General features: G+C 33.9%; 19 protein-coding genes, 1 pseudogene and 1 riboswitch. Of the genes and pseudogenes, 14 read left to right on the top strand and 6 right to left on the bottom strand.

Annotated elements, in window-relative coordinates; genetic code table 11:
* The first annotated feature begins 86 nt into the window (after nucleotides 1–86).
* Nucleotides 87–1,625: an SLC13 family permease gene (locus A4G25_RS05990; RefSeq protein WP_047132747.1), complete on the top strand. Its 1,539-nt coding sequence runs from the start codon at nucleotides 87–89 to the stop codon at nucleotides 1,623–1,625.
* 92 nt (nucleotides 1,626–1,717) lie between these two features.
* On the opposite strand, the gene A4G25_RS05985 is transcribed toward A4G25_RS05990, so the two are convergent.
* Together A4G25_RS05985 and A4G25_RS05980 are read right to left on the bottom strand one after the other, a co-directional pair.
* On the bottom strand, nucleotides 1,718–1,993 hold the full coding sequence (locus tag A4G25_RS05985) for a hypothetical protein (RefSeq protein WP_047132746.1): 276 nt from the start codon (nucleotides 1,991–1,993) through the stop codon (nucleotides 1,718–1,720).
* The gene (locus A4G25_RS05980) at nucleotides 1,990–2,607 is read right to left on the bottom strand and encodes a DUF1361 domain-containing protein (RefSeq protein ID WP_047132745.1); all 618 of its coding nucleotides are present in this window, start codon (nucleotides 2,605–2,607) and stop codon (nucleotides 1,990–1,992) included. The genes A4G25_RS05985 and A4G25_RS05980 overlap by 4 nt, the downstream gene beginning before the upstream one ends.
* Nucleotides 2,608–2,916: 309 nt before the next feature.
* Here A4G25_RS05980 and norA point away from each other — a divergent pair, with 309 nt between their 5' ends.
* The 13 genes and pseudogenes from norA to A4G25_RS05915 all read left to right on the top strand — a co-directional run bounded on the left by norA (nucleotide 2,917) and on the right by A4G25_RS05915 (nucleotide 15,922).
* Complete coding sequence (gene norA, locus A4G25_RS05975; RefSeq protein WP_047132744.1) at nucleotides 2,917–4,095, top strand: multidrug efflux MFS transporter NorA; 1,179 nt, start codon at nucleotides 2,917–2,919, stop codon at nucleotides 4,093–4,095.
* Nucleotides 4,096–4,206: 111 nt separating this feature from the next.
* Nucleotides 4,207–4,310: riboswitch (SAM riboswitch) on the top strand.
* Between the two features lie 102 nt (nucleotides 4,311–4,412).
* Nucleotides 4,413–5,230, top strand: a pseudogene (locus A4G25_RS05970) (MetQ/NlpA family ABC transporter substrate-binding protein).
* A gap of 22 nt (nucleotides 5,231–5,252) precedes the next feature.
* Complete coding sequence (locus tag A4G25_RS05965; RefSeq protein ID WP_047132743.1) at nucleotides 5,253–6,206, top strand: lactate/malate family dehydrogenase; 954 nt, start codon at nucleotides 5,253–5,255, stop codon at nucleotides 6,204–6,206.
* A 297-nt stretch (nucleotides 6,207–6,503) separates the two neighbouring features.
* Nucleotides 6,504–6,863: a hypothetical protein gene (locus tag A4G25_RS05960; RefSeq protein ID WP_047132742.1), complete on the top strand. Its 360-nt coding sequence runs from the start codon at nucleotides 6,504–6,506 to the stop codon at nucleotides 6,861–6,863.
* Nucleotides 6,864–6,980: 117 nt separating this feature from the next.
* Complete coding sequence (ybaK, locus tag A4G25_RS05955; RefSeq protein WP_047132741.1) at nucleotides 6,981–7,469, top strand: Cys-tRNA(Pro) deacylase; 489 nt, start codon at nucleotides 6,981–6,983, stop codon at nucleotides 7,467–7,469.
* A gap of 126 nt (nucleotides 7,470–7,595) precedes the next feature.
* Entirely contained in the window at nucleotides 7,596–8,360 is a 765-nt protein-coding gene (locus tag A4G25_RS05950) for a DeoR/GlpR family DNA-binding transcription regulator (protein WP_047132740.1), read from the top strand.
* The gene (gene pfkB, locus A4G25_RS05945) at nucleotides 8,357–9,277 is read left to right on the top strand and encodes a 1-phosphofructokinase (RefSeq protein WP_047132739.1); all 921 of its coding nucleotides are present in this window, start codon (nucleotides 8,357–8,359) and stop codon (nucleotides 9,275–9,277) included. The genes A4G25_RS05950 and pfkB overlap by 4 nt, the downstream gene beginning before the upstream one ends.
* A gap of 6 nt (nucleotides 9,278–9,283) precedes the next feature.
* A complete protein-coding gene (locus tag A4G25_RS05940; protein WP_047132738.1) occupies nucleotides 9,284–11,242 on the top strand; it encodes a PTS fructose transporter subunit IIABC in 1,959 nt (652 codons plus the stop codon).
* A 422-nt stretch (nucleotides 11,243–11,664) separates the two neighbouring features.
* A complete protein-coding gene (locus A4G25_RS05935) occupies nucleotides 11,665–13,074 on the top strand; it encodes a hemolysin family protein (protein WP_047132737.1) in 1,410 nt (469 codons plus the stop codon).
* A gap of 171 nt (nucleotides 13,075–13,245) precedes the next feature.
* Entirely contained in the window at nucleotides 13,246–13,674 is a 429-nt protein-coding gene (locus A4G25_RS05930) for a DM13 domain-containing protein (protein ID WP_047132736.1), read from the top strand.
* 76 nt (nucleotides 13,675–13,750) lie between these two features.
* Nucleotides 13,751–14,230, top strand: a complete 480-nt coding sequence (locus A4G25_RS05925; protein WP_047132735.1) for a DoxX family protein — start codon at nucleotides 13,751–13,753, stop codon at nucleotides 14,228–14,230.
* Entirely contained in the window at nucleotides 14,202–14,888 is a 687-nt protein-coding gene (locus A4G25_RS05920; protein WP_047132734.1) for a response regulator transcription factor, read from the top strand. The genes A4G25_RS05925 and A4G25_RS05920 overlap by 29 nt, the downstream gene beginning before the upstream one ends.
* Complete coding sequence (locus A4G25_RS05915) at nucleotides 14,885–15,922, top strand: HAMP domain-containing sensor histidine kinase (RefSeq protein WP_047132733.1); 1,038 nt, start codon at nucleotides 14,885–14,887, stop codon at nucleotides 15,920–15,922. Before A4G25_RS05920 ends, A4G25_RS05915 begins: the two co-directional genes overlap by 4 nt.
* Nucleotides 15,923–15,972: 50 nt before the next feature.
* On the opposite strand, the gene scdA is transcribed toward A4G25_RS05915, so the two are convergent.
* From scdA to A4G25_RS05895, 4 genes are all read right to left on the bottom strand, one after another.
* Nucleotides 15,973–16,665, bottom strand: a complete 693-nt coding sequence (gene scdA, locus A4G25_RS05910) for an iron-sulfur cluster repair di-iron protein ScdA (RefSeq protein WP_047132732.1) — start codon at nucleotides 16,663–16,665, stop codon at nucleotides 15,973–15,975.
* Nucleotides 16,666–16,985: 320 nt separating this feature from the next.
* The gene (locus A4G25_RS05905; protein WP_047132781.1) at nucleotides 16,986–17,825 is read right to left on the bottom strand and encodes an aldo/keto reductase; all 840 of its coding nucleotides are present in this window, start codon (nucleotides 17,823–17,825) and stop codon (nucleotides 16,986–16,988) included.
* A gap of 230 nt (nucleotides 17,826–18,055) precedes the next feature.
* Complete coding sequence (locus A4G25_RS05900) at nucleotides 18,056–18,310, bottom strand: GlsB/YeaQ/YmgE family stress response membrane protein (RefSeq protein WP_015899615.1); 255 nt, start codon at nucleotides 18,308–18,310, stop codon at nucleotides 18,056–18,058.
* A gap of 102 nt (nucleotides 18,311–18,412) precedes the next feature.
* Nucleotides 18,413–18,994, bottom strand: a complete 582-nt coding sequence (locus A4G25_RS05895) for a hypothetical protein (RefSeq protein WP_047132731.1) — start codon at nucleotides 18,992–18,994, stop codon at nucleotides 18,413–18,415.
* Between the last annotated feature and the right edge of the window lie 139 nt (nucleotides 18,995–19,133).

The raw sequence follows: 19,133 nt of genomic DNA, 5'->3' as shown, positions 1-19,133 counted from the left end.
AAAGTGGCTTGTTCTTTTGTAAAACACCAGATAAAACTGTTTTTCGTTTTAAAGACGGACAGTATGCTTTAAGGGAGGAAATTGATATGGCAAGAAAGGAAGATACTTCACAAAAAGAAAAGAAAAATAAGAAAGTAAAACCGTTGTGGATTGTAATTAGTTTTGTTGTGCTTATTGCAATTATGTTGATACCGACAGGCAATAGCATACCAGTGATGGCTAAAGTTTCATTGGCAATTCTCGCTTTCGCAGTTATTATGTGGGTGACCGAAGCGGTATCTTATCCTGTTTCATCTACAATGATTGCAGCATTAATGATTTTACTGCTTGGATTTAGTCCAGTACAAAACCTTGCTGAAAAATTAGGTAATCCAAAAGCAAACGGGGCAGTGCTGCATGGTAGTGATATGTTTGGAACTTCTAACGCTTTGAAATTAGCATTTAGCGGTTTTGCTACACCAGCATTAGTACTTGTGGCAGCAGCTTTATTCTTAGCAGCAGCAATGCAAGTGACAAATCTGCATAAACGTCTTGCATTACTTGTTTTATCTATCGTGGGTAATAAAACAAATCGTATTGTAATCGGGGCTATTTTAGTATCTATTGTACTTGCTTTCTTTGTACCGTCAGCAACAGCACGTGCAGGAGCGGTTGTGCCAATTCTGTTGGGTATGATTGCAGCATTCAAAGCTTCAAAAGAAAGTAAGCTTGCAGGTCTATTAATTATTACAGCAGTTCAAGCAGTGTCTATTTGGAATGTAGGAATCAAAACAGCAGCAGCTCAAAATATAGTAGCAATCAACTTTATCAACCAAAGTTTCGGACAGGATGTTTCTTGGGGACAATGGTTTTTATATGCAGCGCCATGGTCCGTACTTATGTCGATTGCATTATACTTTATTATGTTGAAAGTCATGCCGCCAGAACATAAAGAAATTGAAGGCGGTAAACAGCTTATCCGTCAAGAATTGGATAAACTTGGTCCGATTACTTCGCGCGAATGGCGTTTAATCGCAATTTCAGTGTTATTGTTATTCTTTTGGTCAACTGAAAAAATCTTACATCCAATCGATTCATCTTCTATCACACTTGTAGCAATGGCTGTTATGTTGATGCCGAAAATTGGTGTAATGACATGGAAAGAAGTAGAAAATAAGATTCCATGGGGAACAATTATTGTCTTTGGAATTGGTATTTCACTGGGTAATGTATTGTTAAATACTGGCGGAGCGCAGTGGTTGAGTGATAAAACATTCGGCTTGATGGGCTTGCAACACATGCCGTTAGTAGCCACTATCGCACTTATTACATTATTCAATATCCTAATTCATTTAGGATTTGCGAGTGCAACAAGTTTATCATCAGCATTGATTCCAGTCTTTATTTCATTAACAACAACTTTGCATCTAGGCGATCAAAGTATCGGATTTGTGCTTATTCAACAATTCGTTATTAGTTTCGGATTCTTGTTGCCAGTAAGTGCACCGCAAAATATGCTTGCATATGGTACAGGTACATTTACAGTTAAAGACTTCTTAAAATCTGGTGTTCCATTAACTATTGTAGGTTATATTCTTATTGTTATTTTCAGTATGACGTATTGGAAATGGTTGGGACTTATTTAAAAAGTGAAGTTCGGTAAAATAATAAATATTAATTTTTAGTAATATAAGAAGCGCACAGACAGTTAAAAAAACTAGTCTGTGCGCTGTATTGTTTAAAAAACAAAAAAGCAAACATATAACGCTATATATTCAAAGAAAGTCAGTAAATACATATATTTTAACCGTAGTTTTACACCAATTGGAACTTCCCATTTCGGATAATGTTGTTCATAATAAGTGATTTGCAGTAAAAACAACCCTATTCCTAGAGGCAACAACATAAGACCGATACTGACTGGATATGAAAAACCAATTTTACGGATAAGATGTCCGATAATCATTTGAAATAAAACGATAATGGCTAAAAAAATTCCTAGATAGACTGTCATTTTACCATGCGCACTCCTTTAATTAAGATCAAGAATAGGAATTGTAATACTGTCATCAAAAAGATAAAGAATACACCTCGAGTATCAAGCAAAGTCATCACATCACGGAAGATGGATAAGGGCTGGTTGACTAAATAGACTGTGTGCAAGCGTAAAAATCGGCCCATGAAAATGCCTAAACTATTTGTGAAAACCAAGATGATTACAATGAGGTAATTAAACACGGGTTTATCTGTTAAATGCAGCAGTTTCATATAAATAAGTGCATATAAATAAAGTGCAAATAGAACACCTGATACTAAGAATGTAAAATACATCCATTCCGTTGGACGTGCACCATTATAAATGTTGAAACCAAATTGATTGATATGAATGAGATCTGTAACCATATAGAACGTATTTGGAAGTATCAAGATAAAGATTACAGTGAATACAATAAATAATGGCCATTCAAATGTTCTTTTAGGTAAAAATAATGGAAGCAGTAGTGCTAATTCAAAAGGTATATATGCTAAAAAGAGATTCAGTGCCATAAAACCATAAAAATGATTTAAAGGAAAAGTTAATAATAATAACAGCACAAAGAGTATTCTAGCAATATAGCGAGATTGCATAATTGATGCCTTCTTTCTACGATCGTAACGAATAATTTTAAATTTATATTAGTCATATTGTAATTTGGATCATTCAGACTTATTTGTTTATGTTACAGAGTTTTGAACATGATATCAATTTAAAAGGACAGTAAATACCTAACTAAAGTGTTATATAAAAGTGATGGATTTTGAATTTTTAATTTAGGGAATAACACAAGAAATTGCAATATTGCTATAAAATGTATCTATTGAGCGTTAGGGAGACTATGGTGTATAATGGGTAGTCATTAAAAATTTAGGTGCAAATAAGCAATAAAGGAGGACATCATGAGTAAGCAATTAATCACATTATATTTTAATATATTTCTTGTTTTCTTAGGTATCGGATTAGTTGTACCAGTATTACCAGTATATTTAAAAGATCTTGGTTTAAATGGAAGTGATTTAGGAATTCTTGTTGCGGCCTTTGCATTGGCCCAAATGGTTATTTCGCCATTTGGTGGTAACTTAGCAGATAAATTAGGTAAAAAATTAATTATTTGTATTGGGCTCGTTCTTTTTTCCGTTTCGGAATTTATTTTTGCAATGAGCAGCAATTATACTTTATTAATTATTTCAAGAATTATCGGCGGTTTCAGTGCAGGTATGGTAATGCCGGGGGTTACTGGAATGATTGCGGATATTTCTCCTGCTAAAGATAAAGCGAAGAACTTCGGATATATGTCAGCCATTATTAACTCAGGATTCATATTAGGCCCCGGACTTGGCGGTTTTATGGCAGAGTTTTCACACCGTTTACCGTTCTATTTTGCAGGAACTTTAGGTATTGCAGCTTTCATTTGTTCGATCTTTTTTATACATGGTGCAAAACGTCAAACAACAGATGGTTTTACTCACTTTGAACCGCAAGAATTGGCTAAAATCAATGTTAAAGCTTTTATCACACCAGTGATTATTACTTTTGTATTAGCTTTTGGTCTATCAGCGTTTGAAACATTATTCCCGCTTTATACAGCAGATAAAGCGCACTATACACCTAAAGATATTTCAATTTCAATCACTGGAGGCGGAATTTTAGGTGCTGTTTTCCAAATCTTTTTATTTGATAAATTTATGAAATACTTTAAAGAATTGACATTCATACAACTCGCATTATTTTATTCAGCTTTAGTCTTATTCTTTTTAATTATTGCACATAGTTATTGGTCTATCATGCTTATCAGCTTTATTGTATTTATCGGTTTTGATATGATCCGCCCAGCAGTCACTAATTATTTTTCAAACATTGCAGGAAACCGACAAGGTTTGGCTGGTGGGTTGAACTCGACTTTTACCAGCATGGGTAACTTTATTGGACCTTTAGTTGCAGGAATCTTGTATGATTTTAATTTTGAATTTCCATTATACATGTCGATTGCTGTCATGTTATTAGGAATATTTATTATATTTGTTGAGAAAACGATTAGAGAAAAAAATAAACTCAAAAAGGTTGATAATAAGGCTTGAAACATAGATTGTTTCAGCTTTATTATTCACTTTTATTTTTCAGAAAAATTAAAAATTTAATTGACGGTGTTTATTGATAATGATAGGATAAAAATAATTCAATTAATCAAACTCTTATCCAGAGTGGCGGAGGGATGTGCCCGACGAAGCCCAGCAACCATCGTATAACGAAAAGGTGCTAATTCACATTAAGCGAAAGCTTATAAAGATGAGAGAAAGTAATTAAGACTTTCTCTTTTTAAAGGGAAGGTCTTTTTCATCGTGATGTAAGAGTGGATTAAATTGGAGAACTCTTACATAGGATGGTGTCCATAGATATGAAAAAATTAATAAGCGTCTTAACTTTAGTAGTGATTGCATTTACGCTTTCAGCTTGCGGTCAAAGTAATAGTGCAGAGAATAAGAAAATAACAGTGGCAGCTTCTCCTGCTCCTCACGGTGAAGTATTAGAGCATGCGAAAGAAGAAATGAAGAAAAAAGGGTACGACTTAGAAATCAAAGTCGTCAATGATTATAAAGTGCCTAATAAATTGTTGGATAAAGGTGACGTTGATGCTAACTTATTCCAGCACGTACCTTATTTAAACGCAGAGAAAAAATCTCATGGATACAAAATTGAAGAAGTAGGCAAAGTATTTACGACACCAATGGGTGTATATAGTAAAAAATATAAAGACATTAAAGATATCCCAGAAGGTTCTACGATATATGTTTCAAATAACCCTGCCGAAGAAGGACGCTTCTTGTCATTTTTCGTTAACGAAGGTTTAGTGAAACTTAAAAAAGGTGTCAAAATTGAAGATGCTAAATTTGATGACATTGTTGAAAATAAAAAACACCTGAAATTTAATAATCAACAAGGTGCAGAATTCTTACCGAAAACTTATAAAAGCGGAGAAGGTGCAGCTGTGATTATGAACTCTAATTACGCAATGGACAATGGTTTGAAACCTTCTAAAGATGCGATTGTTATGGAAGATAAATCATCGCCGTTCGCGAATATTCTCGCAGTAAAAGAGGGTCATAAAAACGATAAAAATTCCAAGAATTAATTAAAGTCTTGCAATCTAAAGATATGAAAAACTTCATTGAGAAAAAATATGGAAAAGATGTAGTTCCATATGAAGCAAAATAACTGACAACTTGGAGGTAATCAAATGACAAAATTAGGAATTATCGGGACAGGACGTGTAGGCAGTCAAGTATTAACGGACGCACAATATTTAGGAATCTTTTCAGAAATAGTTTTGATAGATACGAATGAAGATTTGGCGAAAGGTGAGGCTCTGGATCATCGTCATTTACAAGGGTTGGGACATACACACCATGTCGATATTTATAGTGGTAACTATCAAGATTTATCAGATGCAGATATCGTAATCGTATCGGCAAGCGCGCCTTCTACGCCAGAGATGGCAGATAGAACGTTATTGACGCGTGCGAATAGTTTAATCGTACATTCAGTTTTTCAACAATTATCTGAGGTTAATCAAGAAGCAGCCATTATTTTGATTTCGAATCCAGTAGATGCTATGACATTGATTGCACAAGAAGCGGGTTACCCAGCACATAAAGTCATTGGAACTGGAACAAATTTAGAGTCGTCGCGTTTTCGTACTTTAATTGCAGATCATTACAATGTGGATCCTAAGAGTGTTGAAGCATTTGTATTAGGTGAACATGGATCCCATGCAGTACCGATTTGGAGTCGAGTTCGTATTGCTGGTATTGAATTGTCTGAATTTGAAACATTAACCAAAAGTACACCGATAGATAAAAAAGCAGTTTCAAAACGCATAGATGAAGTGGCCTTTGAAGTATTCAAGAAGAAAGGCTGGACCAATTCTGCTATTTCAAGATCAGCTGTTCAGTTGGCACAAGCAATTTTATTAGATGAACATACAATTGAACCTGTCAGTGCCTCTGTAAACGGAGAATATGGATTAACAGGTGGAGCGCTCAGCTTATTATCTTTAATTGATAAGAATGGTATCGCAAAACGTTTGCCAATTTCATTGCACCCTGACGAGCTTCAGCAGCTTAAAGATGCACATACATTTATTAAAGAAGCTGTAGAACAAGCGCATAAGGAGATTGAAAATATATCATAAGCAACAAGCTTGTAAGTTTTGTTGAATGTTTGTAACATAAAAGAATTAAAAAACTAGGGAAAATTACGTACTTTACTTTGATAGTTGTGAAGTACGTATTTTATTTTGAACAAAGCGCTTGAATAACAACGATGAAAACAGTTACATAAAAAAGGTATGTCACCATTTCAAAAGTATCGTTTGTGTTACATTTATTACGTATATTACATTTGGTTTAAATAGCATACCACATAAAGATTTGGCATAGTTTCTGTGTTAATATTGTAAACACAATGATAGAACTATGAGGGAAGTAGAATGAAAACAGTTATTTTATGGATTTATGCTGGCATTCTGACTTGTTGTCTGGTATTTCTACTTGTCTTAGTATCTAATGAATCAGAACTTGCTAAGTTCCAAAATAGCGTTTCAACGTTTATGCAAGGGGAACAAGTTTCTTCAAGCGATACAAAAGATAGTGGAACGCCGCCGACTTATAGTGCGGTTGCAGGAAATAACATCAATCATCAGACACATTCAGAAAGTAAGCAACATACTGAAAAACAAAATGCAGACAAGACATTTGTAATCTCACTTACATCTGTCAACTTGAAAATGAGTCACTATTTATTTGAAGACCTTTCGTCACAAGGTGCCCATGACACAAGACTTCGCTAAGTGCGAATGTTTACATAATGTCAGGCGCCTTGTTTTTTTGTCTAAAATTTTAATATAGTACTATAAGTTCCTTTTAATGGATTTAAAATGCTATATTTGAATTGTGAGGTGAATGACATGAAACAGAAGAAAACGAATGCAATGCGTATACTTGAAAATGAAGGTGTTGATTACGAAGTGCGCACCTTTAAACTAGGAAAAGAACATTTAGAGGGGAAAGAAGTCGCTGAATTGATAGGCGCCTCTTCAGAGCAGGTGTTTAAAACGCTTCTTTTTATTAATAATAACCATGATCCTTATGTGTTTGTTATTCCTGTTGAAGGTAACTTAAATATGAAACATGCAGCTCAAGCGGTTGGTGAAAAGAAGCTGCATCTATTACCTCTATCAGAGCTTACTAAAGTAACAGGATATATAAGAGGCGGTTGTTCACCTGTAGGCATGAAACATTTATATCCTACTGTAATTGATGCGTCTGCTGAGCAGCAGAAGACCATCTTTGTCAGTGCAGGACATCGTGGTGTTCAAATGGAAGTAAATGTTGAAGACTTAGCTAAGGTGACAAAGGCAAAAATAGCAGATGTAGCAAATCATCATGTTAACTAAGGAAGATGGACAAAAGTTCATCTTCTTTTATTTGTCACAAAATGATTGTTTTTGAATGAAAATGAAAGTTTTTGGTTGAAATTTGTAAGCGGAAACATTATAATAAAATAGAAATGAGGTGGCGATATGATTACTGAGAAACGATTTGAAGTCATCATTAACTTATTAAAAGAAAAAGAATTTCTCACTTTGCAAGAGCTTATTAAAATGACTGGATGCAGCGCTTCTACTATTCGGCGCGATTTGTCTAAGTTACAGCAGCAAGGTAAATTGCAACGTGTGCATGGCGGTGCAACTTTGAAAACAACGTCTCTTAATGAGCCGAAATTATCTGAGAAGCAAGTACGCAATACGCAAGAAAAAAGAGAAATTGCTAAAATTGCGGCCATGAAAATAGAAGATAATGATTGTATCTATATTGATGCAGGATCTTCAACATATGAAATGGTTGAGTATATCACTGCAGAGAATATAGTTGTTGTAACTAATGGCTTAACGCATGTTGAAGCATTATTGCAAAAAGGATTTAAAACAATCATTGTCGGCGGAGATGTGAAAGCTAACACACTTGCTGCAGTAGGACCAAAAGCAATCGAAACTATAAAAAGGTATCATTTCGACAAAGTGTTTATCGGCATGAATGGTGTTGATTTAGAAAAAGGATTGACCACACCTGATGAGCAAGAAGCTTATGTAAAAGAAACGGCGATGAAATCTGGTGCACAGATTTATATATTAATTGATTCATCCAAATTCGCGCATACATATTTTGCTGATGTTCAAATACCGCAAAATAAACATGCTTTGCTTTTAACATCTGAAAAAGCACTTCAACGTCAAGATATTAAAGCATATCGCAATCGATTTGTAATAAAAGGAGGACAATCATGATCTATACAGTAACATTTAATCCATCTATTGATTATGTAATGAAAGTTGATGGGTTTAACACTGGTGGTTTGAATCGAGCAGCTGCCACTTATAAATTTGCAGGCGGTAAAGGAATTAATGTATCACGTGTACTTCAAACACATGGTACAACTTCAACTGCATTAGGATTTATCGGCGGTTTTCCAGGAAAATTCATTAAAGATGCATTAGAAAAAGCAGAAATTCCAACTGGGTTTATTGAAGTAGATGAAGATACGCGTATCAACGTTAAGCTTAAATCAGGTAATGAAACAGAAATCAATGCGAATGGACCAACAATTTCTGAAGATGCTTTCCAAGCTTTACTTTCTCAAATAAAACTTACTACACCAGAAGATACAGTGGTGGTTGCGGGAAGCGTACCAAAAAGTATCCCGGACGATGCTTATGAACAAATTGCTCAGATTACAAAAGAAACGGGCGCGAAATTGGTTGTGGATGCAGAAAAACATTTAGTAGAAGCAGTACTTCCTTATCATCCGTTCTTTATCAAACCGAATAAAGATGAATTAGAAGTCATGTTTGATACTGAAATTAATTCAGACGCAGATGTTGTACGTTTCGGAAAAGAAATTTTAGCGAAAGGTGCGCATGCAGTGATTGTATCACTTGGTGGCGATGGTGCAATTTATATTGATGAGACGCATCAATTAAAAGCTGAAGTTCCAAAAGGTGATGTAGTGAATACTGTTGGGTCAGGAGACAGTACGGTAGCTGGTATGATTGCTGGATTAGAAAAGGGCATGAGTGTTGAAGAAGCATTTCGAAATGCAGTAGCTTCAGGAACTGCAACAGCATTTAGTGATGATTTAGCGGAAAAAGAAATGATTGAAGCGGTAAAAGAAAAAATTGTTTTGGCGGATTTGGAAAAGGAGTGACAATGAATGAGAATAACTGAATTGTTAACACGCGATACTATCGCAATGGATATTGATGCAACGACTAAAGACGGTGTCATAGATACACTTGTTGATCAATTAGATCAAGCAGGTATTTTAAGCGATAAAGCAGCGTTTAAAGAGGCGATTTTTGCAAGAGAAGGTCAAAGTACAACAGGAATCGGAGAAGGAATAGCGATTCCGCATGCGAAAGTAGCAGCTGTAAAGAAACCAGCAATTGCATTTGGGAAATCTAAAGAAGGTGTAGACTATCAAAGTTTGGACGGGCAACCCGCACATTTATTCTTCATGATAGCAGCGCCTGAAGGCGGAGCTCAAACGCATTTGGATGCTTTAGCAAAATTGTCAGGTATTTTAATGGATGATAATGTGAGAGAAGCATTACTGCATGCTGAAACACCAGAAGAGGTTTTAGCAATTATTGATAAAGCAGATGATGAAGCGCCGGATGAAGATGAAGAAGCATCTGTAGACCCAGCTGCAGATAACAAAGAAACAGCAGACAATGAACCATATGTATTAGGTGTAACAGCTTGTCCTACAGGTATTGCTCACACGTATATGGCAAAAGATGCATTACTGAAACAAGCTAAAAAAATGGGCGTCAAAATGAAAGTTGAAACAAACGGTTCAAGCGGTATTAAAAATCGTTTAACTTCAGAAGATATCGAAAAAGCTGAAGGAATTATTGTTGCTGCGGATGTACATGTTGAAACAGATCGTTTTGATGGTAAAAATGTGGTTCAAGTTCCAGTAGCAGACGGGATTAAACGTCCAGGTGAACTTATTGATTTAGCACTAGCTACTGATCGTACACCTTTTAGAGCGAAAGAAGGACATAGTAAAGGTGCTCAAGGTGCTGCAGGTGGTAAAACTGAAAAACAAAGTGTTGGTAAAACAATTTATAAACATTTAATGAACGGTGTTTCTAATATGTTACCACTTGTTATTGCCGGTGGTATTTTAATGGCAATTGCATTTATGTTCGGTACTAACTCATTTGATCCGAAATCTTCAGATTATAATGCTTTTGCCGAGCAACTTTGGAATATAGGTAAAAACAGTGCCTTTGCATTGATTATTCCAATCCTTGCTGCATTCATCGCACGTAGTATCGCAGATAAACCAGGTATGGCAGCAGGTTTAGTTGGTGGTATGTTAGCGATTAGCGGTGACTCAGGATTTATCGGTGGTATTATCGCTGGTTTCTTAGCAGGTTATTTAACTGAAGGCATTAAAGCGATGACACGTCGCATGCCACAATCATTGGAAGGTTTAAAACCTACATTAATCTATCCAGTATTATCTGTAACAATTACTGGTTTGCTTATGATATATGTATTCAACCCGCCAGCATCTTGGATTAATCATTTATTATTAAATGGATTAAACAGTTTATCAGGAACTAACATTATGCTTTTAGGTCTTGTTATCGGTGCGATGATGGCCATTGATATGGGTGGACCTTTCAACAAAGCTGCATATGTATTTGCAACAGCTGCTTTAACAGAAGGTAATGCTGCGCCAATTACAGCAGCAATGGTTGGTGGTATGGTTCCGCCAATCGCAATTGCTTTAGCGATGATTATATTTAAACGTAAATTTACAAAAGCGCAACGCGGTTCAATCGTTCCTAACTTTGTAATGGGTGCTTCATTTATTACAGAAGGTGCTATTCCATTTGCTGCAGCTGATCCATTAAGAGTTATTCCATCCATGATGGTTGGTTCTGGTGTAGCTGGTGCTATCGCGCTTGCTTTAGGATCATCAATTCGTGCGCCGCATGGTGGTATCTTTGTAATATTTGGTACAGACTGGAGCCACTCTTTACAAACATTATTAGCAATTATTATTGGTTCAGTTATCGGCGCTTTAATCTATGGTTTATTGAAACGTAAACCAACAGCTGATGAAATTGAAGCATCAGAATCTATGGACGAATAATCATATTTGAAATTTAATACAATTTATCGCATTATATATAAGGTGCTTCTTTAAATTAGAATCACTTTGAGAATAATATTTACTGTGGTAGGTAAATGAATATATTCAAAAAAACAGTTGAGCAAAGACAACTTGCAGATATAACTTGTTGTCTTTGTACTCAGCTGTTTTTTTGTATCATATAAAATGTGATGGAATTATGTGATTAAATTCTGAGTAAAGACGTCCAAATAATTTACTATTACATGAGCTACTATGGTATGATAGTCTTGTTAGATTTTACGCAAGTTGGGAGGTGTCGCTGTGATCATGGGAAGGATGTAGCTTTAATTCATGTAACATTAAGCATTACGGAATATACATCAATGCCGTACACAGTGGCATTTAATTTTGGAGGTGAATCCCTAGCAATAGGGAACTAATTGGATAGTACGACCATAATAAATTTAGTTATATTTATATTTTTAATCGCTTTAACTACAGTCTTTGTAGGATCTGAATTTGCTCTAGTAAAAGTAAGAGCAACGAAAATTGAGGAAATGATAGCAGAAGGAAACGGTAGTGCAAAAGTGGTCAAGAAGATGATTACAAATCTTGATTATTATTTATCTGCCTGCCAACTTGGTATTACGGTTACATCTTTAGGATTAGGTTGGTTAGGAGAACCAGTTTTCGAAAAATTACTACATCCTTTATTTGTTCTATTGCCATTACCAGATGCGCTAACTACGACAGTTTCTTTGATTGTTTCGTTTTTAGTTGTTACTTACTTGCATGTGGTCATTGGTGAATTAGCACCTAAATCATTCGCGATTCAACATACTGAAAGAGTGGCGTTATTATATGCACGTCCGCTATATTATTTCGGTTTGATTATGAAACCATTAATTTGGTTAATGAATGGCTCAGCACGTATGATTATTCGCATCTTTGGAATTGATCCCGACGAAAATAACGATGCGATGTCTGAGGAAGAAATCAAAATGATTATTAATAACAGTTATAATAGCGGTGAAATTAACCAAACAGAGTTGGCTTATATGCAAAATATTTTTTCATTTGATGAAAGACAAGCTAAAGATGTCATGGTTCCTAGAACACAAATGTCAACATTAAATGAACCGTTTACTGTTAATGAATTGTTAGAAACAATCAGAGAATATCAATTCACACGTTATCCTATTACAGAGGATGGAGATAAGGACCATATTAAAGGTTTTATCAATGTGAAAGAATTTTTAACAGAATATGCATCAGGCAAACCTATTAAAATCAGCAATTATATTCATGAGTTGCCGTTAATTTCTGAAACTACACGTATCAGTGATGCATTAATCAGAATGCAGCGTGAACGTGTGCATATCAGTTTGATTATTGATGAATATGGTGGGACAGCCGGTATTTTAACAATGGAAGATATTTTAGAAGAAATCGTCGGTGAAATTCGAGATGAATTTGATGAAAATGAAGTCAATGATGTTGTTAAATTGGGAGAAAACACGTATCAAATTAATGGACGTGTGTTACTTGAAGATTTAACAGATGACTTCGGTATTGAATTTGAAGATTCGGATGATATTGATACAATCGGCGGTTGGTTGCAAGCACATAACACTAACTTGCAACAAAACGATTATGTAGATACTTTTTATGATCGATGGATTATTTCAGAAATTGATAATCATCAAATCATTTCAGTCATTTTAAAATATGAATATAATGAAGAGCGTAAAGAAGAAATTGAAGAAGATAGCGATGACGATAAAAATCATAAAGATAAACATCACAAAGATAAAAAAGATAAGAAAGACCGTAAAGATAAAGAAGAATAATACTTTTACAACCAGCACTTAAAAAGGGTGCTGGTTTTTTCACGTTTAGACACATTTTCGACATGATAAAAAGTTATATTTCAATTAATAAATAGTTAATGGTATCCAATTCATGTTCAACATATAATTAACTCAACATATTTCAAATAAATAGAGAAATGAGGGGTTAACATGAAACCATCACATTTAATAGCAACAGCATCTTTGGCAGCAGCGCTTGTTTTAGGAGGATGCGGAAACAAAGAAAAAGAAGAAAAACATGAGCACGATAATAAAACAGAAGAGCATCAACATAGCAATAAATCACATAAAACTTTGACAGGTAAATTCAAGTCTGGAGAAGAACATGTAGAAGGCAACGCTAAGATTGAAAACGGAAAAATCATGCTTACAGATTTTAAATCTGCTAAAGGTCCTGATTTATATGTGTATTTAACTAAAGACGGTAATATCAAAGAAGGAAAACAACTTGAAATGGTAGATTACAATAAGCCAGAACAAACTTTTGATATTCAAGGTGCAGATTTAGATAAATATAACGAGGTAACAATTTATTGTAAGAAAGCGCACGTAATCTTCGGTGCAGCAAAAGTAAAATAATAATACAGACAATGAAGTTGGGAGACAGTCAACCCAACTTCATTTTTAAATCAAACAACATTAAAGGAGAATAAACATGAAAAATTACAAGGACATCATACAATATATTATTATTTTCATTATCCGCGTAGGTTCAGGCGGTTATATTTTAGTACAAGGTTGGGAAAAATTAACAGGAGGATTCACAATTAATGGTCTTATTCCAGTTGTGATTAAGAATGAAGATTCACCAGAATGGTTTAAATTCTTTTTTGAACATATAGTAGCACATACAGCTGGAATCTTTAATATTGTAGTGCCTTTAGGAGAGATTGCTATAGGTCTTGGATTATTGTTCGGAATTATGTCACAAATTGCGAGTTTCTTTGGAGCGTTTGTTATGCTAAATTATATTTTATCGGATATGATTTTCACATACCCTGTTCAACTCGCATTTTTTATTATCCTACTTATGAATCCTGTTATTTTGAATAAGATATCCTTAAAGGCTATGATCCTATATATTAGAGAAAAAGGTGATTACAAACATGAACCACATCCTACTCGTAGACGATGAAAAAGATATCGTAGATATCTGTCAAACCTACTTTGAATACGAAGGCTACACTGTAACTACAGCTTCAAATGGCGAAGAAGCACTGCAACATCTCGATGATTCCATTGATTTAATAGTATTAGATATTATGATGCCTGAATTAAATGGCTATGATGTTGTTAAAGAAATGAAATTAAGACAACTAGATATACCGTTTATATACTTATCAGCAAAAACACAAGAACAAGATACAATATATGCATTAACGCTAGGTGCAGATGATTATATGACAAAACCCTTTAGTCCGCGTGAGTTAGTGCTTCGCGCAAATAATTTATTGAATCGTGTCCAAAAATGCATGAATTTACAATCTTGCTTAAAATTTGGTGCACTTGAATTGAATGATACTCAAAAACGAGCACTTATTTATGACGAGCCAGTCAACCTCCGAATTAAAGAATTTGAACTACTATGGTATTTAGGAAAACATGAGAACGAAGTTATTTCAAAATCTGAATTAATACAAGAAGTATGGCAATATGATTATTACGAAGATGTCAATACTGTTAATGTCCACATACATCGTTTACGTGAAAAATTTGAACAATTTAATTATCGTGATTATACGATTAAAACCGTTTGGGGATTAGGCTATACTTTCGAAAGGAACCAAATTTGATGTTTTCAATTAGAACACAAGTAATTATTGGTGTGCTTTCGAGTATTTTGTTAGCTTCGACGATATTAGGAATGGCATATAAGCTAATGGTATTTAATGGTCACACCACAGCCCTACTGACCATTAGTGCGATAATTTCTAGTTGTTTAGCTTTATTAATTTGTAGTTTGTTTTTGACGCCTTTAGTAAAGAGAATTAAAGTTTTCAATCGAAAAACTAAAGAGTTTGCGAACGGCAATTATAAAATGGAGCCTATTAATTTTAAATCACCTCGAGAAATTAAAGAATTAAGTCATTCTTTTAACAAAATGGCAAAAGAAATTACTGAACAGATGGCACAAATAAAAACAGAGCAGCAAGAAAAATATGAACTTATTCAAAATCTTGCGCATGATTTAAAAACGCCACTTTCATGTATTATTTCATATTCTGAAGGTTTAAAAGAGGGGATTATTGCAGCACCGAAAGATCGAGATGCAGCTTATGAAAGTTTGATAAAACAATCAAAAAGATTATCGAATATGTTTGATGAACTGACAAACGTTGCAGCATTAGAATTACCTAACAAAGATGCGGTAGAAATGATTCAAATTGATCAACTGCTTGTTACGATTTTAAGTGGTTATGAACAACGAGTGAAATTAGATTTAAGAAATTTAGAAGTGAATTTTTGCAGTCAATTAGAACCATTTAAACAATATCCGAGACCTTTAGAGCGTATTTTAACAAACCTTATTGATAATGCATTGAAATTTTCACCAGCGGGAAGTCCGATTAATTTAACACTTGCTGAAAACGGTGAAAATATTGATATCTCTGTAGAAGATGAAGGTATAGGTATACAACCAGAGTATCTCCCCCGTATATTTGAACGTACATTCAGAGTGGAACATTCAAGAAATAATGAAACTGGAGGTTCTGGTTTAGGGCTCTATATTGCTAATGAATTAGCAAAACAAATTGGAGGGCTCATCAATGTAGAAAGTACACCAGAAGTGGGTACAAAAATGACAGTCTCAATTCCGAGACTATAATAATAAAACTGGCAGTATTCATAAAATTATGGATACCGCCAGTTTTTATATTAGCTATTTTCTTTTTCTAGACATTTTTCGAATAATACATGATTTTCTAAATGAACATACTGCAATGTTGCATTTTCTAATGCTGCAATTCTTGTATATACGAGACGCCATGTTCCGCAAGCTTCTACAGGTGGTTGGAAGTTGTTAGTAAGTTCAGCCATTTTTCTTAAGATAACACCTGTATTGTTGTGGTCTGATTTTAAATCTTGAATAATAGCGTTAATATTTTTAATATCTTTACCTTCAGCAAAAGCAATCAGTTGAGGGAAATCTTCATTATCTTCTTTTTCAGTATGCTCTAACATATTATTTTTAAAAGTAGTATAAAGATCTTTTAATTCCAGAAGATAAGGGTGATTTGGTCCATGAACTTTCGCTAGCTTAGTAACATAAGGAGTTAAGTTTTTAAATTCCTCTTTCATCGGTTTATGGTAGGCATCTTGAATGTATTGTATTAAAGAGGGGATGCTCAAATACTTAGGGTTAAGTCCATCAGAACTATTATCCTGTTTACTAACTGCTTCCAGTTCAGTTATTAAATCGTCCAAAGATACTTTTTTCTTTTCTTCGGCTGCTTTCTCTATAGAAACTTGGCCGCCACAACAAAAATCTATTCCAGAACGTTTGAAGACATCTGCAGTCTTAGGATAATCTGTCACTACGTTCGCTACAATATCACTTTTTGAAATCATAAATCATTCTCCCTTTCGATTTACTTCGACTCATCTCTAGTATAAGAAGGATGTCAGTAAATAAAAACAGTGATTTAATTAGAATAAATAAAGAATAATAAAACAACGACAGTTAACACACTATGTTATTTTAATTAGTGATTTTTAGAGTGATTATACAATATAGAATACGATTTTAGAGGTAACAAAAGTTGTTTTGAGTTTTAAGTTACTATAAAAGAAACTTAAAACACTTTTGTGTCGAATTTTCGAATAATTGAGAAGACTTATCATTCACAAAAACACATGCTCTTATTCTTAAGCATGTGTTTTACGAATGATTATTTTAAAGTACCGATTTTCACATCATCAGGGTGTTTGCCTTGACGCAAGTTTTTATTCAAAGCATCTATTTTTTTAACATCTTTTTCTCTTAATTCAAATTTGATAGCATCAAAATTTTCATAGATTCTTGAAGGGGTTTGAGATTTTGGAATAACAATACGACCATGACACAAATGCCAATTTAAAATGATTTGGGCAGGTGTTTTTTCATATTTCTTAGCTAATTTTTCAATGACTGGATCTTCAAACAAACCACGTCCACGCATTAATGGCATCCAAGCAGTTACTTTAATGTCATGCTTATCACAAAAATCTTGTAATGGTTGTTGGTTTAAATAAGGGTGACATTCAATTTGATTTACTGCAGGTACAATTTCTGTTTCAGTCATTAATTTTTCAAGGTGATGCTGTTCAAAATTACATACACCGATTGCTTTTATGAGTCCTTCTTTGTATAGTTCTTCCATAGCTTTATATGTTTCGATGAATAATCCATCTGCTTCACATGGCCAGTGTATTAAATATAAGTCTAAGTAGTCAGTGCCTAATCTTTCAAGAGAAGCTTTGAACTGTTCTTTTGTGCTTTCGTATCCTTGAAAGTCATTCCAAATTTTAGATGTTATAAATAATTTTTCACGAGGAATATCACCTTTTTTGAGTGCTTTTCCTAGTTCAGTTTCATTTTTATAAATATAGGCAGTATCAAATGAACGATAACCTGCTTTTTCAGCAGCTTTTACAGCCGGATCCATATGATCTTCGTCGATTTTATATACTCCAAAACCAAGTCGAGGTATTTTTAAATCATTATTCAATTTCATGGTCTTTTTCACAATGAGTCGCTCCTTTGGTCTTTTTCTTAATTGTAACAAACAACTTATCTGCAATTCTATTAATTAGACAGGCAAATTTAAATGCATAAAATTATGCGTAACTTTTTGAATATGAAGTATAGTATCCTGCAGCAACACGCTTTTTTTACCAAATAAATAAAAAAATAACGTCGAAATTCAAAAAATGAATTCCAACGTTACTTATCAATTATTTCATTTAGTTTTAAAACTAACTATTTACGTTTACGCATTGCACCGAAAATGAATGATACAATAGCGACTAAAATAATCGTACCGATTAATGCAGGGAAGATTGAGATTCCGCCGAAGCTAGGGCCCCAATGTCCGAAAATAGCTGAACCTAACCAAGCACCTACGATACCTGCAATAATATTACCGATGATTCCACCTGGAATATCTTTACCTAAAATTGCGCCGGCTAACCAACCGATTAAGCCACCGACAATTAGCATCACTATAAATCCCATAATCTTGTCCTCCTATCTATTTAACAAAATTCATATTTTTGTTTTGCTTTTATTTATCTACCACTAGATTTGGAGGTTTAACCATAAAATAATCAATTAATGTTAAAATATTTTCATCCATAATATAAATGCTATTAAAATCAAATAAATAATTACGAAAATATACCAAAATGGTGTAAGAAGAGTCATAATCATGAATGATAACACGATTAATACAGTTCCAATTGTCATTTTGTTCCGTAGTCTTAGAGATGAATTATTTTTTTCAACATCACTATTTTGAAAAATACTCAAAAATAATAGCGAAGCACCCATTAAAAAGAATACAGGAGATAGATAAGGAATAGACATATAATAAGAATCTTCGCTTGTATTAAAGATAATAAAGAAGGAGACGCTCATTAAAGTGAAAATAATGAAAGCAGCAAATTTTTGCGTTTCAAATACAACTGGATGCAGCTTCCAATCTGTAAGCAAAGCCAATACAGTCCAAATTAATATAAAGGCAATGATAGAAAAAGAGATAAAATCATATTTTCCTATAACCCAAATATTAATTACACTATTTATTGTCAAAGCAATTAGCAACGTGCTCAGTCTTAATTGGTGAGACGTATGTAGCCACATATCAATTGCAATCGCTGATATGATGATTAAAATATTAATAATTATGTAAATGAGCATAAGATGTGTCTCCTGACTACTATTATTTACTGAAGTATTATATCAAATTATAAGTGTTATAAGCATTAGAAAACACTTTGTTTCAGCAAAGATTAATAGTAATAAAAAAGATTGTTCAAATATAATCTGAACAATCTTT

This window comes from Staphylococcus condimenti, from assembly GCF_001618885.1.
GTDB classification, from domain to species: domain Bacteria; phylum Bacillota; class Bacilli; order Staphylococcales; family Staphylococcaceae; genus Staphylococcus; species Staphylococcus condimenti.
Note: the sequence above shows the minus strand (reverse complement) of the source record. Positions and strands in the feature narration are given on the sequence as shown.

Coding starts and splice junctions, on each gene's coding strand:
- A4G25_RS05900 (WP_015899615.1), bottom strand. CDS start 18,310: ATGGGATTTATAGTGATGCTAATTGTCGGTGGCTTAATCGGTTGGTTA.
- A4G25_RS05925 (WP_047132735.1), top strand. CDS start 13,751: ATGAAAAATTACAAGGACATCATACAATATATTATTATTTTCATTATC.
- A4G25_RS05960 (WP_047132742.1), top strand. CDS start 6,504: ATGAAAACAGTTATTTTATGGATTTATGCTGGCATTCTGACTTGTTGT.
- norA (WP_047132744.1), top strand. CDS start 2,917: ATGAGTAAGCAATTAATCACATTATATTTTAATATATTTCTTGTTTTC.
- scdA (WP_047132732.1), bottom strand. CDS start 16,665: ATGATTTCAAAAAGTGATATTGTAGCGAACGTAGTGACAGATTATCCT.
- A4G25_RS05985 (WP_047132746.1), bottom strand. CDS start 1,993: ATGACAGTCTATCTAGGAATTTTTTTAGCCATTATCGTTTTATTTCAA.
- A4G25_RS05895 (WP_047132731.1), bottom strand. CDS start 18,994: ATGCTCATTTACATAATTATTAATATTTTAATCATCATATCAGCGATT.
- ybaK (WP_047132741.1), top strand. CDS start 6,981: ATGAAACAGAAGAAAACGAATGCAATGCGTATACTTGAAAATGAAGGT.
- A4G25_RS05930 (WP_047132736.1), top strand. CDS start 13,246: ATGAAACCATCACATTTAATAGCAACAGCATCTTTGGCAGCAGCGCTT.
- A4G25_RS05920 (WP_047132734.1), top strand. CDS start 14,202: ATGAACCACATCCTACTCGTAGACGATGAAAAAGATATCGTAGATATC.
- pfkB (WP_047132739.1), top strand. CDS start 8,357: ATGATCTATACAGTAACATTTAATCCATCTATTGATTATGTAATGAAA.
- A4G25_RS05980 (WP_047132745.1), bottom strand. CDS start 2,607: ATGCAATCTCGCTATATTGCTAGAATACTCTTTGTGCTGTTATTATTA.
- A4G25_RS05990 (WP_047132747.1), top strand. CDS start 87: ATGGCAAGAAAGGAAGATACTTCACAAAAAGAAAAGAAAAATAAGAAA.
- A4G25_RS05950 (WP_047132740.1), top strand. CDS start 7,596: ATGATTACTGAGAAACGATTTGAAGTCATCATTAACTTATTAAAAGAA.
- A4G25_RS05965 (WP_047132743.1), top strand. CDS start 5,253: ATGACAAAATTAGGAATTATCGGGACAGGACGTGTAGGCAGTCAAGTA.
- A4G25_RS05940 (WP_047132738.1), top strand. CDS start 9,284: ATGAGAATAACTGAATTGTTAACACGCGATACTATCGCAATGGATATT.